Source organism: Pontimicrobium sp. SW4 (assembly GCF_039954625.1).
Lineage (GTDB): Bacteria > Bacteroidota > Bacteroidia > Flavobacteriales > Flavobacteriaceae > Pontimicrobium.
In genome coordinates this window covers 1,817,606-1,832,792 of the sequence record NZ_CP157199.1, presented here as the reverse complement: position 1 = coordinate 1,832,792, position 15,187 = coordinate 1,817,606, and the positions used below count along the sequence as shown (strand labels likewise).

Here is a 15,187-nt window from a genome sequence, read left to right as displayed (position 1 = left end):
GTCTTAATTAGAATAAAAACCGACATCTTTATATTGCCAAAGCAAATTGATTATTTTCCATTCCTTATTCGTTTTAATTAAATGTAGATATTCTACCCAATTATCTGATACTAGTTTAGCAGTAGCAATACGATCATAAATATCTAAAATAATGACTTGATTGTTCGGGTTAGGAGGAAATTTATTTCCTGCTTTATTCCATGAATCAGCAAACTGTAACATTTGGTTATAAGAAGTTTTTCGTATAGTATCTCTTCTGTTTCTTGGATTGATTCCTATAGTCTCTTTTGCTAATTCTTTATGAAGAGCTTTTTCAATTAGCTTTGGATTTAACTCTTGTAGTGCTGTTAAATATTCTAATGATTTTTGTTTAATCTCTAATGAATCCTTTTGCGAAGCTTTGGACGCAATTTTCACGATTGCGTTTGAATAAATGTCTCTTACATTTATTAATGAATCATTTTCATCATATGATAATAATGATAGATTATTACCATTATTGTCATACTTTTTTATTCTATAAGCAAATCCCCATTGGTTTTTTACAAGTTGATTATTTGCATTATGATACGAATACTTAATATGATTTCCTTTTGTATCGTATGTGTCTTGGTAAGAAGCTATTCCTTTAGAATTCTCTTGGATTTCAAATTTATCATTTAAATTATAATGCTCTTTAGGTAAATTATTTTTATCATATAAAATTCCTGTAATTTCAAATTCAAAATAAGGAGATAAATCAACTAGCTTTTCATCTAAATTAAATCGTTTTTCTACAATCATTTTTCCTTTTTTGCTCCAACTATATTTTGAAACTTTCCAACTAGACTCCATTGGTTTGTTTTCTAAATCATAAAATTTGAGCTCATATTTAAAACCTTCTTTATCGATCAAATACACTTCTTTATATACATCACGATCATTAGTAATTCTCCTATTATTTTTATCAAAGAAAAGACGTGTTTCTAAACCTTCAGTATAATTTATAACGGTTTTATAAGCACCTATTGATGCAAGTGGATGTCTTTTTTCTGTATGATAGTGGTTATTTATAATTTCAACCAGTTGATTAGATTTATTGAATTTAAAAACATAATGAGATGTTTTAGATGCCACCACCTTATTAATTTCGTAAATACCCATTATTGGTATATGTGGCGATACATGATTGTATTTCAGATGTCTATAATACTTCTCATTGTGATTATTTTGTCCTTTAGAGATAAAAGAAGTTGTAATAAAAAGTAGAATAACAATAAATTTAAGCTTCAATGATTTCATAAAATAAATTTTTTTCCAAAATTGAAAATAAAAAGTTTAAGTATTTTAAGAAATAGACCAATGAGACTTAACAGCAAACATAAATGCTATTTTGCTGAAATAATACTTATTCTTAGGTATAGCTTTTATGTTTGCTCGTACCTCTTGTATGTCTACAGTTTTCATAAAGCATCTCTTTTACTTTTAAATTTGAACCAAAAAATAATCTAATTTTTACAAAAATGAAGACAAATCTATCCTTCCTTATTATTTTAATTTCGTTTTATTCTTGTGCACAAACGAATCATTTAGACAAAATTAAAGCAGTTGACAATCTGTTCGAAAAATGGAACAATTCAAGTTCACCTGGAGCTGCAATCGGCATCATTCAAGATGGAGAGTTCCTATATTCAAAAGGATATGGTTTAGCAAATTTAGAACATAATATTCCTAACTCTCCTCTAACAGCATTCAGTATTGCGTCTAATAGTAAACAATTTACAGCTGCCAGTATTGTTCTTTTATCGCAAAGAGGAAAGTTAGACTTAAATCAATCATTAAGTTCATTTTATCCAGAGTTTCCTGAGTATGCTAAAACTATTACGATTAAAAATTTGTTGTATCACACAAGTGGTCTTAGGGATTATGCACAAATCACTTATTTAAGTGGATTGCGACCAGATGATTATTATAATGATGATGATATTCTAAAATGGATTAAAAACCAGAAGCAATTGAACTTTTCTCCTGGTGAAAAACATTTGTATTGTAACTCTGGATATTGGTTATTAGGGCGAATTGTAGAAAAAGCATCAGGAATGAGTCTTGCCGATTTTGCTCAAAAGGAAATATTTGAACCCCTTGGAATGACTAACACTCATTTTCTTGACAACAATACCATGATTATAAAACAGAGAGCATCAGGCTATAGTCCAAGTCGCTCAGGAGATTTTAGAAATATTTTATCAACATTAGAGCATACTGGAGATAGAGGGATTTATACTACTGTTGAAGATATAAAGAAATGGGATGATGAATTTTATAACCGTAAAATTTTAAAGGACAATTTTTGGGAATTAATGACTACTCAAGGACTACTTAACAATGGAGACCTTATAGATTTCGCATTTGGTTTGCAAATCAAAAAGTACAGAGGGTTAAAAACTATGGATCACGGAGGAAGAGCTCCAGGGTTTTGGTCAAATATCATACGATTCCCAGAACAAAAATTTTCAGTAATTGTATTTACAAATACTGCAGATGCAAATGCAACACCATTAGGGTACCAAATAGCAGATATATTTCTTGGTGATATGTATAAGGAACCTAAAAGTGTAAAATCAAAAAGAGAGATAACTATTAAAAAACTACCGAAAGAAACACTAAATAAATATGTAGGATCTTATTGGAATACAAAAGACAGCTATTCAAGAAAAATTACTCTAAAAAACGACACCTTAAGATATGAGCGTTCACCAAGAAGTATGAATAGTTTAGTGTCTATTAGTAAAAATGAATTTAAAATGTTAAACACGCCTCCTGGTGCTAAAGTTTTTGTGCGTTTTCAACAAGAAAATAAAATGGTTTTCATTGAGAATGGTATAGAAGTAGGTGTTTTTAAAACATATACCCCGGCGACATATAATTTAGAGGAGTTACAGCTGTTTTCTGGCAATTATTATAGTGAAGAAATTAATGCATATTATGAATTTAAAGTCATTAAAGATAGAATAATACTATATATTAATAAGAGAGAGACTGTTCCTTTACGACCTATCATGGAAGGTTTGTTTTCAAGTCCAATGGGAATCTTTGAATTTAAAAGAAATGGGGAAAATAAAGTTGAAGCATTCAACATATCAACACCAAGAGTTAAAGGCCTTACTTTCACGAAAGTGAAATAAGGTTATTAATAAACATTGCATTTAGCTAAATTATTAGATAGTAGCTAGTTTATTTTATATTTGAGTTCTATATGACATTTAAAAGCACAAAAAATATTTTTCTTAGTAAGAAAGTTCTAACTCACATAGTGTTTTGGCTTATAATGCTTGTTTATTATATAAGCTCTTCTTGGCCATTTGAATCTGATAAAGTATTCCTGTTTGAAAGAATGATTTCAAAAACAGTACCTCAAATTATTCTTTCTTATATAGCCATATATGTACTTATTCCTTTTCTGTTAAATAAAAAACGTAAAGTTCTTTTTGTTATCAGTAGTCTTGTTCTTATTTATTTTGCATACACCTTTCATACAGCCTTACGTTGCTATTATTTAGTTCCAAAATATCCCGAGATATTTAGTGTTAGACCTCCTTTAATTTTTATAGAACGTATCACTAATGTGTATGCTTTTTTAGGTAATATAACTGGTTTGATTTTTCCAACTATCATATTAATGGTACTTAATTATTATAGGCATCAAAAAGAGATATTGAGCTTGAAGGAGCGGCAAAAATCGTCAGAATTAGAAGCATTAAAAAATCAATTGAATCCGCACTTTTTATTTAATACACTTAATAATTTATATGCTTTATCTTTAAAGAAATCAGACAAATCTCCAGAAGTTATTGAAAGACTTTCTGATATCTTAGATTATATTCTATATAAGTGTAAAGATAAATATGTAAACATTGAAGGAGAAATAGATTTATTAGAAAATTATATAGCTTTAGAAAAATTACGCTACGGAAAAAGGCTAAATATAGTATTTAATCATTCAGTTGAAGATAATATAAAAATAGCTCCACTTTTATTGCTCACTTTAACGGAGAATGCATTTAAGCATGGTGTAGAAGAAGAAATTAATGTAGCTTCTATAAAGATTCAATTAAAAGCTACAAAAAAAGAAATTTATTTTAATATTGAAAATACGATACCTGTGGTTGTCTCGACTACTAATGACATAGTTGATAATAGGGAGTCCATTGGGTTAAAGAATATTGAAAAGCAATTACAACTATTATATAAATCTAATAATTATGTTTTACACATAAGTGATAAAAATAATGTTTTTGGGGTAATTTTAAAGCTCATATCCAAATGAAATATAAATGCTTAATAGTAGATGATGAAGAATTAGCAAGAGAATTAATTCAAAATCACTTGTCTAAATTTGATGATTTTGAGTTAGTTGGGTCTTGTGATTCTGCACTAGAGGCACATAAAGCTTTAAAAGAAAATAAAGTAGATTTAATTTTTTTAGATATTAAAATGCCTGTTTTAAAGGGGACAGATTTCTTTAAAAACCTTTCTGTTAAACCTAAAGTGATATTTACAACTGCGTATAGAGAATATGCTGTGGAAGGCTTTGAATTAAGTGCGGTAGATTATTTACTTAAACCAATTGTATTCAGTCGTTTTTATAAAGCCATAGAAAAATTTACAGAGAGCACAAATAAAAAAGATTCTACATTTAGAGAAAATCATATATACATACAAAGCAATAAGAAAAATGTCAAAATTCTATTAGACGAAATTCTTTATATAGAAAGTATCAAAGATTATATTAGAATACATTTCCTTGAAGATAAAATGATGATTAAACACGGTATAACTGCTTTTGAAAAGGAGCTAGATAAACGGTTTTTAAGAGTACATCGTTCTTACATCGTAAATACAGATAAAGTTACTGCCTTCACCAAAAATGATATTGAAATTGGTAAAATAGAAGTCCCAATAGGTGAATATTATAAAATCAATGCTTTAAGCGTGCTTAAATAAGCAAAATAATTCCAGATTACATCTTTCGGTTGTTGTTAAATTCTATCTCAAGGGTTTGGGTTTGTAGTTTCATAAACCATTTCTATTTGCGTTTACCTTCTGTATGTCTAAATGTTCCAAGATGTATTAATATTCGCTTTAAATTAGAGACTGGAACTTAATCATTAGACTGCTCGTAAAGTGTTAGTGAATAAATCTAGAATTTTTTCTTTCATTTTATTTTGTCGGTTTTGTTCAATTTTAATATTTAAAAAAATCAAAACTTTGAAAATTAAGTGTAAAAAATATTAATTAAAAACAATTTATCATGATGACTAAATCAATTTTAAAATCAAAGTATTCCCTAGTATTCTCTACTGTATTTGTAATGTTTATGTGTTTAAATTTAAACGCACAAGACAAACTTAAAAACACGGCTGAATTTCCATATGAATCAATAGATGAAGTGCCTGTCTTTCCTGGGTGTGAGAATCTATCAGACAATATAGAACGAAGAAAATGTTTATCTGACAACATTTATAAATACGTAGATGACAATTTAAATACAAAACTTGCCAAACAACTTGGGTTTAAGGGGGAAATGAGTATTGCGGTGATTTTTAAAATTAATGAAGAAGGCACTGTTACAGAAGTAAAATCTAGAGCACCACATCCAGAATTAGAAAAAGAGGCTAAAAGAGTAATTAGTTCTATTCCTAAAATGATTCCTGCAAAACGTAAAGGAAAAGGTGCAGTTGTGCCATACTCTCTACCAATCACTTTTGAAGTAGGTAAAAAATAGACCTAGTAGCTAATTATTGAAATGTTAAAAGCCCAAGATTCAACTTGGGCTTTATAGAAAGAGAACGTTTTATACAAAACCTCAGCTTAGACTAAAAAAATTCAATTAATATGGACATTAAAAAAACACTTTTAATATTAATAATAACCAGCGTGTTCTCTAACTACTCTTCTGCACAAACAGAAGGAATAGATAATACCGTAGGTAAAAACTATAATATTAACTCAAAAATATTAGAGGAAGACCGCGAAATTCAAGTATATGTTCCAGAAAGCTATAAAACATCAAATAAAGAATATCCAGTATTGTATGTTTTAGATGGACAGCGCTTTTATTTATATGCGGTTAGTTTGCATCAGTCATTTTTAGAGTTTGATATAACTCCAGAATTTATCATTGTAGGGATAAAAAATAAGTATCCGCAACGTTTTAGTCATTTTAGTACAGGCACGCCTAAGTTTCTCAATTTTATAGAAAACGATGTCATCTCTTTTATAGATAAAACGTACCGAACTACTAATGAGCGTATGGTATTTGGATGGGAATTTGGAGGCGGTTTTGTTATTCATGCAATGATAGAAAAACCAAGTCTATTTTCTGGTTACATATCCGCAAGTCCAAACCCAATAAGTAAAAAGGGGTCTAGAATAAAAGCCTTAGAGAAGTTACTTGATGAAAATAAAGATCTTAATACCTTCCTATATTTTGGAATAAGTTCTCAAACACCTTTTAAAAGTTATGCAGAAGATTCAGATAATGCAGATTATTTGAGTGAACTTCTCACAACGAAATCTCCAAAATCATTCCGTTGGAAATATCAAAAGCTAGTTGGCGAAAACCATAGATCATCTTCTTATGGAGTTTTATATCACGGTTTAAGAGCATATTTTTCTTATTACAATACGCTAGTCTATAATACCGTAGAAGAATTTGAGAAAAGTGGAGGCATACCTTTCATGAGAGAATATTATAGTAAAAGAGCCAAAAAATATGGGTTTTCTACAGATGTGCCTGACTGGACTATATCTACAGCAATAACCAGTGCAATAGATGAAAACAATTATGCTGTGTTCGATGATTTAATAAGCTCATTTTTTACAAATGAGAAGTTAGGAAAGTTAAGAAGAAGTACGCCCTATCATATTGCAGCATTCTACCAAAAGCATAAAAAATTCAATAGAGCAATAGACATCTATAATGCGTTACTATTAAATAACCCAAACTCTGAGAGACCTTTAAATGGTTTAGGAGATGTGTACACCGCTATGGATAAAAAGAAAAAGGCTGCAACCTATTATAAAAAAGCAGAAGCATTGTCAAATAAAGAAAAAGAATAAAGATGGATTCAAATAAAAAAACAGCAAGAATAGCAGGGCTTCTATATTTTATAGTTGTACTAACCGGTATTTTTGGAATCATGTATGTGCCTTCCAAATTATTAGTTATGAAGGATGCTTCTGCCACGTTTAATAATGTTGTAAACGGTGAACAGTTATTCCGATTAAGTATTGCCAGTACTTTGATAAGTTATATCATCATGTTAATTATCCCTTTTGTGCTTTATAAACTATTAAAATCTGTCAATAAAAATACGGCAGTTCTAATGGTAGCACTTGGTATGGTAAGCGCCATACTTTCCTTTATTCCTGTGTCATATAAAATGGATGTCATCACTCTGATTAGTGATGCTGATTACTTAAATACATATAGCACAGAACAACTGCAATCTAAAATGATGCTATCTCTTGGGTCTTATTATAGTGGAACTCGAATTGCGATGCTATTTTGGGGATTGTGGTTATTTCCGTTTGGTTATTTAGTGTTTAAATCAGGAATTCTCCCCAAGTTTTTAGGTGTATTCCTAATGCTTGGTTGTTTAGGGTATCTAATCCAAGTTTTCGGGCGTTTAATTATTCCAGGCTACAGCGAACTAGGAATCTCTTCGTTTGTTACACTACCTGCCACCATTGGAGAACTCGGTATATGTTTATGGCTCTTGATTATGGGAGCGAAAGAAAAATTAAGTACAGTTGACTAAAATGATCTTAAATTAATAAGTAAGCATATTTAGATGTTGTAGCCAATTTGAGAAACTGAACCTGAATTAAACATCTCTAACATAGAGAATAAAAGAAATATGACTTTTATGTTTGCTCTTAACACCTATCTGTCTATAGTTTAAACTTCACATTGTATTAAGCTATACGTTTATTGTTATTTAAATAAGCTAATTATGAAAAACTTAAAAAATGCCCTTTTTGCAATTCTAATTTTTACACCATTGTTGCAATTTGCACAATCGAACGATGATATAATCAAAAACATTCAAAAGCTGATGCTAGAGAATTATATATTTCTTGATAAAGCAAAAGAAACCAATCTACATTTAGAAGGTTTAATGAAAAATAATTATTTTGATACGTATACTGATCCAAAAGATTTTGCTAAAGCTTTATCTGTAGAAATGCAAAAAATAACGAATGACAAACACCTAAATGTCGCACCTCCAAGACCCCCGAGACCACCAAGGAGCAATTCTGATTTCACATCAAGACATTTAACCAATTTAGTACGATTTCGTTCTGGTGGATTTGGAAAAATTGATTTGCTTGAAGGAAACGTTGGCTATGTAGAGTTAAAAGGGTTTAGAAGAGAGGATATTTCTAAAGTCGATGATGTGATGAATTATCTATCAACCGCAGACGCCATCATTATAGACTTACGGGAAAATGGAGGTGGAGGTGGACTTGGTCTTTATTGGAGTTCTTATTTTTTAAAGGAAAATACGCCCCTAACAGGATCCTATGAAAGAAGAACGGATACAACAATAGAATTAAAAACTGTCTCAGTAAAAGGAAATCAAAGACTATCTATGCCAATATTTTTCTTGACGAGCAATCGCACTTTTTCAGCAGCAGAAGCCTTTGCCTACGATTTGCAGGCTAGAAAAAGAGCAATAATTGTTGGCGAAACAACCGGAGGTGGTGCACACCCTGTTAATGGCATGAGGTTACCTAAAGGATATAGACTAATTGTGCCTTATGCAAGGTCTATTAATCCTATTACCAAAACCAATTGGGAAGGCGTAGGTGTAATTCCTAATTATAAAACTACTAAAGAAGAATCTCTAACCAAAGCAAAAGAACTGGCCATAATTGCCGCAAAAAAATATAGAGAAAAGCCTTTTAACGAACTTAAATTACTTTTAGCAAAAAGTGAGATCACTCAAAATGATGAAGATACAGTTTATGAACTATTCAAACTTTTATTAAAAAGAAATCATCTTGAAGATTTTATGATTAATAATATGGGCTATTCCTATTTAAGAGATAAGCAGATAAATTCAGCTTACGTTATTTTTAAATCTAATATGAATATTTTTCCAGATTCACCAAATGGGCACGATAGTTATGCAGAAGTACTAGCATTAAAAGGCAACAAAACAGAAGCTTTAAAACATTACAAACAAGCTGTTTTACTTGCCGAAAAACAGAATGACAGACAACTTGAGATATATAAGAATAATTTATTGAAATTTGAAAATAAAAGATAGTAAAAAGGCACTCCAATCAACTGTGCTCAATCCGAAAACAATTTTCTAATTTGCATGCTACGAGCCATATACAAGACCGTTAATACCTATTAATCCCAACATATGAACAAAAATATTTTCATTGTATTATTGCTATTTCTTTTAAACGTCAAGTCCTTTTCCCAAATTGATGGAACAGACAATATCGTTGGTAAAACTTTCTTGATTCAATCGCAAGTACTCAATGATGAAAGAGAAATTCAAGTCTTTTTGCCTGATAGCTACACTAAGTCAGATAAAAAGTATCCTGTTCTATTTATTTTAGATGGTCAACGATATTTTCTTCATGGCGTTAGTCTCCAGAAATCATTTGTTGGATTTGGACACGCTCCTGAGTTTATTATAGTTGGTATTTCTAAAAAACAATCTGACAGGAATAGATATTATAGTATTGATTCGAAAAAATATCTTGACTTCATTGAAAATGAAATTTTACGTTTTATTGATGAAAAATTTCGAACATCAAAAGAACGTTTAATATTTGGATGGGCATATGGAGGAGGTTTTGTTATTCAAACTATGACTACACATCCTGACTTATTTGATACCTATATTGCCGCAAGTCCGTTCCCCTTAGATGAAAAAATTAACAAAGTAGATAGCCTGCTCTTAAAAAATCCGCACTTCGACAAACTTCTATATTTCACCTCTGGTACTGACGAAGGTATAGTGAGAGAAGGGACCGATAAATTGAATGCTCTTCTAACAAACAAAGCTCCGAAAACAATGAACTGGATTTTTAGAGAATTAGAAGGAGAACAACATAGGTCAACCCCATTTACAACACTTTATCACGGGATTAAGAAACACTACCATTACTATCCAGAACTTCAATTTAGTAGCCTTGAAGAATTCACCAAAGCTGGTGGTTTGAATTATGTTTACGGCTATTATGAGCAAAGAGCAAAACGATTTGGATTTTCTTCTGACTTAACAAATTGGACAATGTTTACTCTGACAAGAAATGCTATGCGAGCAAATGATTATGAGCAGTTTGACACATTTGTTAATGAATTTAAAAAAACAAAATTTCTTGGTGAGATAAGAGTGAGTAGAGCCTGTTCAATTGCTGAGTTTTATTTGAAGAACAAACAATATGACAAATCAATAGCCCTATACACATATTTAACTGAGAAATATCCAAGCTCTGAAATACCATTGAATGGATTGGGAGATGCATATAAGGAATTGAAAAAAGAAAGAACAGCTTCAAAATATTATCAAAGAGCAAAAGAACTTTCTGAAAATAATAACAACTGATTAAGAATAAGGGCTAACATCGTATAAGACGTTCAAACACATTAACAAATATAGAATATGAAAAACAGTATTTCAATTATCTTCATCTTAATTCTTTTCCAATCATGTACAAAAAAATCAAAGACTACTACAATTGATTTAATTAAAGAGGTAGAAACTGGTCTTACAACTCGGGTGCACATAGAAGGTGATTCCACATGGTCTATAGAAGAACGGATGAAACATTATGGAATACCAGGTGTGAGTATTGCAATTATACATAACGGTGAAATTGCTTGGGCAAAAGGGTATGGTGTGATGGATAAGGAAAGTCAAACTCCTGTAACGACACAAACACTTTTCCAAGCAGCGGCAACTAGTATGCCAGTAACGGCATATGGTACATTACGTCTTGTAGAACAACATAAATTAGACTTAGATGAAAACATTAACAGCTATTTAAAATCTTGGAAAGTACCAGAAAATGAATTTACCAAAGAAAAGAAAGTAACAATAAAAAATCTTTTAAACCATTCTGCTGGAATACACCCGCGTGTAACAGAATCATATGGTATAAACGAAGAAATTCCAACACTTGTAGAGATACTAAATGGAACTCCCCCAGCCTCAAACGAGCCACTTACTGTAAATAAAGAGCCCAATGAAAGCGTTCGTTTTGCATACGCCAGCTATGTGCCCATTCAACAAATGATGCTAGATGTTGAGGGAAAAACCTTCCCAGAGGTCATGCATGAACTCGTGCTGCAACCCCTAGAAATGGTCAGTAGCACGTTTGATCAAACCCTTACACCCGACCAATTAAAAAAGGCAGCAACAGGTTATTTACAGGATGGCTCTATGGTTGAAGGTGGAAGAAATATCCAGCCGGCAATGGCTTCAGGCGGACTATGGACAACTGCCGAGGACTATGCCAAATTCATAACTCATATACAACAGTCTAAAGATTTGTCAGCATCAATGGGTACACCATATGGTGTGCATAATAATGATTGGTCATTTACGCTCGGATTAGGGTTTCAACTTTTAAATAGAAACAATGAAATCTACTTAAGGCATCATGGATGGAATACAGGTTTTTATGCTGAGATAGTAGCTCATAGAGACAAAGGTTATGGTGTCGTTGTGATGACTAATTCTACTTTTCCAGAATTTAATGCCGAAGTAATGCGCTCTGTAGCTCAGGCATATGATTGGGATAATTATGTTCCGGTACATAAAAAAATGGAAATTGAACAGTCATTAGTCGATAAAATTACTGGGAAATATCAGTCCAATAACTTTACTGATGAAGTTTTTCAAAAAGACAATCTACTGTTTATTAAAAATATTCTTGATTTAGAAGCTGAAGAACTAGTCAAATTTTCAGATAGTCTTTTTGTTAAAAGAAATTCTAGTCGACTTATTCAATTCAAGATAAACTCTGAAAATGGAACTACCAATTTACTTTACCGTAATAGGAATGATGGAGCTATAACTTCAACTTTTGTCAAGGTAGCTAATGACAAAAAAAGTCCAGTGGAATTCCTTCTTGATGGTGACTTTGAAAACGCACGTATAGCCTATCAGAATCTATTGGAGCTCGACCCTAACCATCCAACTGTAACTGAAAGCTACATAAATGATATTGGTTACGATTTTTTCCACGAGGACAGAATGACATTATCACTAAACACTTTCAAAGTGAATATGATACTCTACCCTGATAGTTACAAAGTGTATGATAGTTATGCAGAAGCCTGTATGAAAGCAGGAGAAATTGATTTGGCAATTAAAAACTATTCGAAATCACTTGAATTAAATCCTCAAAACAACAGTGCAAGGAGTAAGCTTGTGGAATTACAAAAAAGTGAATAAAACGAACTTTCATCTAATTTAATAATGGTTAAAGGTTGGCAGCAACAGTAATCATTAAACAAACAAGGTTCTAAAAGCAAAATTAAATTATATAAAATAGTAATTAACAAATCGTTATCAAACAGTTATAAAAAATAAATCGGATAAAAACAAACTCGAAATAAGTTCAAATAAACAAATGAATATACACAGAAGCAAAATCAAAAAAGCAAACAAGGTTCTAAACGCCACTGTAACATTGTGGTTTGTTTTGGCTGTGTTGGGACAATGGATCTTTGCATATTATGTGGCCACTTTCTATGGAGGCTCTGCCATTCACGGAAATTTAGAAAATTGGAATAAAGTGCTCCCTCAAGGTTATGTTTATGGTGAGACTACGGGAAATTTAGCAGTTGCCATACATTTATTTTTTGCCATAATTATTATTGTTGGTGGACCACTTCAATTTAGCCAACAATTAAGAAATCGTGCTAGAAATTTTCATCGATGGAATGGTAAAATTTATATTGTAACTGCAATTATTTTAAGCGTTAGTGGCCTGTATATGATATTAACCAGAGGTAGTGCTGGAGGAACTACGGGAGCAATTACCATTAGTATTAATGCGGTTTTAATTATTATCTGCGCAGTTTTGGCTTGGCGCTTTGCTTTGAAACGAAATTTTAAAGAACATCGTATCTGGACAATTAGACTATTCTTGGTTGTTAGTGGTGTTTGGTTTTTTAGAATAGGTTTAATGTTTTGGCTCTTTATTAATAATGGCCCCGTAGGATTCGATATGAAAACTTTTCAAGGGCCTTTTTTAACTTTTTTAGGGATTGCTCAATATGCATTACCATTGGTTGTTTTTGAGTTTTATTTAGGAGTCCAAAAAAGAAAAAACATTTTAGCTAAATACGCTGTTTCTTTTCTCCTCGTTGCTTTAACAATTTTAATGCTCGTTGGAATTTTTGCCGCTACTAAAAATCTATGGTTGCCACGAGTTTAATTATTCATTGGTTTCCTTTAAAATTTAAAATTATGATAAACAATAAGTTATTAAAGCGTAATTGTCATTATTTCATTGCAATAGTTGCCTTTTTGGGATTATTTGGAAAACAAATTCATGCTCAAACAAGTAGTAAACCCTCGCCTCCTAAAATTTCATCGGAATTCCCATTTGAATCTAAATATGTGGAAGTTCTTGGGTCAACAATGCATTATGTAGAATTAGGAGAAGGTGATCCTATTTTGTTCCTTCATGGTAACCCAACCTCATCTTATCTTTGGAGAAATATTTTACCATACTTACAAAAACAGGGTAGAGTAATTGCGCTTGATAATATTGGTTTTGGAAAATCTGCTAAACCTCAAATTGAGTATAAATTTAGTGACCATATAAGGTATTTGGAAGGTTTTATAAAAGCCCTTAAACTCAAAAATATCACTTTAGTAGTGCATGACTGGGGATCTGTCTTTGGATTAGATTATGCTTCACGACATGAAAATAATATTAAAGGACTTGTGATAATGGAAGCTTTAATTCCTCCATTTGTGCCAATGGAGAGTTATGAAGCCTTAGGATCTTATGGTAACCTGTTTAGAACTTGGAGAGATCCTGTGCAGGGAGCAGAAATGCTTATTGACAAAAATATACTTATAGAACAGCTACTTCCTAATAGCATTGTACGCGATTTAACATTTGAAGAAATGGAAGCTTATCGTGCTCCATTTCAAGAGAAGCTAAGTAGAAAATCACTCTCTGTTTTATTAGCAGAATTGCCAATAGGAGGTGTCCCAGAAAATACAACAAAAGTAATTGAGCATTATGGAGAGTGGTTAAAAAATACTTCTATATCAAAACTGCATATATATGCTTCTCCTGGCGGTGTAAATCCACCAAAAATGATAGAATATCTAACAACCCAATTTAAAAATTATGAAACGGTTTACGTTGGTTTGGGGTTGCATTTTATTCAAGAAGATCAGCCTGATGCAATTGGACGAGCAATTTCAGACTGGTATCGCCGTAATCAACAAAAGTCAAATTAATTACAAATAAATTATGAGTAGAATAAAACAATTTGGAGAAAAAGTGGAAGGTTATAATATACCAGTTCTAAATGAAAGAGAAATAAGAGCATCGGCAGGAATAATATTTCTTTTTATGTTTATTGCTATAATATTAGCAGGTTTTAGCGGTAAGTTCTTAATGTTGAAATATATGATCACAATATTTTTAACAGAAATGATAATACGTGTTTTTATCAATCCAAAATTTGCGCCGTTATTAATTATAGGTCGATTAATTACAAACAAACAAAAGCCTATATATGTTGGTGCACCACAAAAAAAGTTTGCTTGGATAATAGGCATAATCTTCTCTGCAACTATTGCCTTTTTTACAATAGGGTTAAACACCTTTCACCCTGTTGCTACAGGGCTAGTATGTTTAATTTGTCTCATTTTTTTATATTTTGAGACAGCTTTTAATGTTTGTCTTGGCTGCAAAATATATGGTTTGTTTTACAGAGAAAAAGCTCAGTATTGTCCAGGAGAGATATGTGATATAAATTCAAGAGAAGATATTCAAAAAACATCAAAGGCTCAATTTATAATCGTCTTGGGGCTAATAGCGTACATATTGTTAATCATATTCCTCTTCAATGAATTCTATAGCAAAAAACCAATTTACTTGATGAAATTTATTGACTCCTTATAATTTAACCAAAGTCACT

General features: G+C 31.3%; 13 protein-coding genes. 12 read left to right on the top strand and 1 reads right to left on the bottom strand.

Going from position 1 to position 15,187, the window contains the following annotated elements:
• Positions 1-3: 3 nt before the first annotated feature.
• A complete protein-coding gene (locus ABGB03_RS08580; protein WP_347921889.1) occupies positions 4-1,281 on the bottom strand; it encodes a nuclear transport factor 2 family protein in 1,278 nt (425 codons plus the stop codon).
• 221 nt (positions 1,282-1,502) lie between these two features.
• Between ABGB03_RS08580 and ABGB03_RS08575 the strand changes: the two genes are divergently transcribed.
• From ABGB03_RS08575 to ABGB03_RS08520, 12 genes are all read left to right on the top strand, one after another.
• Positions 1,503-3,164, top strand: coding sequence for a serine hydrolase domain-containing protein (locus ABGB03_RS08575; protein WP_347921887.1), 1,662 nt, complete (start codon positions 1,503-1,505; stop codon positions 3,162-3,164).
• A gap of 209 nt (positions 3,165-3,373) precedes the next feature.
• On the top strand, positions 3,374-4,306 hold the full coding sequence (locus ABGB03_RS08570) for a sensor histidine kinase (RefSeq protein WP_347921886.1): 933 nt from the start codon (positions 3,374-3,376) through the stop codon (positions 4,304-4,306).
• Positions 4,303-4,983 (top strand): response regulator transcription factor, encoded by a 681-nt coding sequence (locus ABGB03_RS08565; protein WP_347921885.1) that lies wholly within the window; start codon positions 4,303-4,305, stop codon positions 4,981-4,983. The genes ABGB03_RS08570 and ABGB03_RS08565 overlap by 4 nt, the downstream gene beginning before the upstream one ends.
• A gap of 307 nt (positions 4,984-5,290) precedes the next feature.
• The gene (locus ABGB03_RS08560) at positions 5,291-5,764 is read left to right on the top strand and encodes an energy transducer TonB (protein ID WP_347921883.1); all 474 of its coding nucleotides are present in this window, start codon (positions 5,291-5,293) and stop codon (positions 5,762-5,764) included.
• A gap of 110 nt (positions 5,765-5,874) precedes the next feature.
• Positions 5,875-7,101: an alpha/beta hydrolase-fold protein gene (locus ABGB03_RS08555; RefSeq protein ID WP_347921881.1), complete on the top strand. Its 1,227-nt coding sequence runs from the start codon at positions 5,875-5,877 to the stop codon at positions 7,099-7,101.
• A 2-nt stretch (positions 7,102-7,103) separates the two neighbouring features.
• Positions 7,104-7,802: a DUF4386 domain-containing protein gene (locus ABGB03_RS08550; RefSeq protein WP_347921879.1), complete on the top strand. Its 699-nt coding sequence runs from the start codon at positions 7,104-7,106 to the stop codon at positions 7,800-7,802.
• A gap of 195 nt (positions 7,803-7,997) precedes the next feature.
• Entirely contained in the window at positions 7,998-9,317 is a 1,320-nt protein-coding gene (locus tag ABGB03_RS08545) for a S41 family peptidase (protein WP_347921877.1), read from the top strand.
• 201 nt (positions 9,318-9,518) lie between these two features.
• Positions 9,519-10,616, top strand: a complete 1,098-nt coding sequence (locus tag ABGB03_RS08540; RefSeq protein ID WP_347921875.1) for an alpha/beta hydrolase-fold protein — start codon at positions 9,519-9,521, stop codon at positions 10,614-10,616.
• A gap of 216 nt (positions 10,617-10,832) precedes the next feature.
• Positions 10,833-12,470 (top strand): serine hydrolase, encoded by a 1,638-nt coding sequence (locus ABGB03_RS08535; protein WP_347921873.1) that lies wholly within the window; start codon positions 10,833-10,835, stop codon positions 12,468-12,470.
• Positions 12,471-12,648: 178 nt separating this feature from the next.
• Positions 12,649-13,458, top strand: coding sequence for a DUF2306 domain-containing protein (locus tag ABGB03_RS08530; protein WP_347921871.1), 810 nt, complete (start codon positions 12,649-12,651; stop codon positions 13,456-13,458).
• Between the two features lie 32 nt (positions 13,459-13,490).
• Positions 13,491-14,501, top strand: coding sequence for a haloalkane dehalogenase (locus ABGB03_RS08525; RefSeq protein WP_347921869.1), 1,011 nt, complete (start codon positions 13,491-13,493; stop codon positions 14,499-14,501).
• Between the two features lie 13 nt (positions 14,502-14,514).
• On the top strand, positions 14,515-15,171 hold the full coding sequence (locus tag ABGB03_RS08520; protein WP_347921867.1) for a DUF4395 domain-containing protein: 657 nt from the start codon (positions 14,515-14,517) through the stop codon (positions 15,169-15,171).
• Positions 15,172-15,187: the final 16 nt, after the last annotated feature.

Bases quoted from the DNA above. Each gene is read 5' to 3' on its own strand.
- ABGB03_RS08530 (WP_347921871.1), top strand. From the start codon at position 12,649: ATGAATATACACAGAAGCAAAATCAAAAAAGCAAACAAGGTTCTAAAC.
- ABGB03_RS08555 (WP_347921881.1), top strand. From the start codon at position 5,875: ATGGACATTAAAAAAACACTTTTAATATTAATAATAACCAGCGTGTTC.
- ABGB03_RS08580 (WP_347921889.1), bottom strand. From the start codon at position 1,281: ATGAAATCATTGAAGCTTAAATTTATTGTTATTCTACTTTTTATTACA.
- ABGB03_RS08570 (WP_347921886.1), top strand. From the start codon at position 3,374: ATGATTTCAAAAACAGTACCTCAAATTATTCTTTCTTATATAGCCATA.
- ABGB03_RS08520 (WP_347921867.1), top strand. From the start codon at position 14,515: ATGAGTAGAATAAAACAATTTGGAGAAAAAGTGGAAGGTTATAATATA.
- ABGB03_RS08545 (WP_347921877.1), top strand. From the start codon at position 7,998: ATGAAAAACTTAAAAAATGCCCTTTTTGCAATTCTAATTTTTACACCA.
- ABGB03_RS08560 (WP_347921883.1), top strand. From the start codon at position 5,291: ATGATGACTAAATCAATTTTAAAATCAAAGTATTCCCTAGTATTCTCT.
- ABGB03_RS08525 (WP_347921869.1), top strand. From the start codon at position 13,491: ATGATAAACAATAAGTTATTAAAGCGTAATTGTCATTATTTCATTGCA.
- ABGB03_RS08535 (WP_347921873.1), top strand. From the start codon at position 10,833: ATGAAACATTATGGAATACCAGGTGTGAGTATTGCAATTATACATAAC.
- ABGB03_RS08565 (WP_347921885.1), top strand. From the start codon at position 4,303: ATGAAATATAAATGCTTAATAGTAGATGATGAAGAATTAGCAAGAGAA.
- ABGB03_RS08550 (WP_347921879.1), top strand. From the start codon at position 7,104: ATGGATTCAAATAAAAAAACAGCAAGAATAGCAGGGCTTCTATATTTT.
- ABGB03_RS08575 (WP_347921887.1), top strand. From the start codon at position 1,503: ATGAAGACAAATCTATCCTTCCTTATTATTTTAATTTCGTTTTATTCT.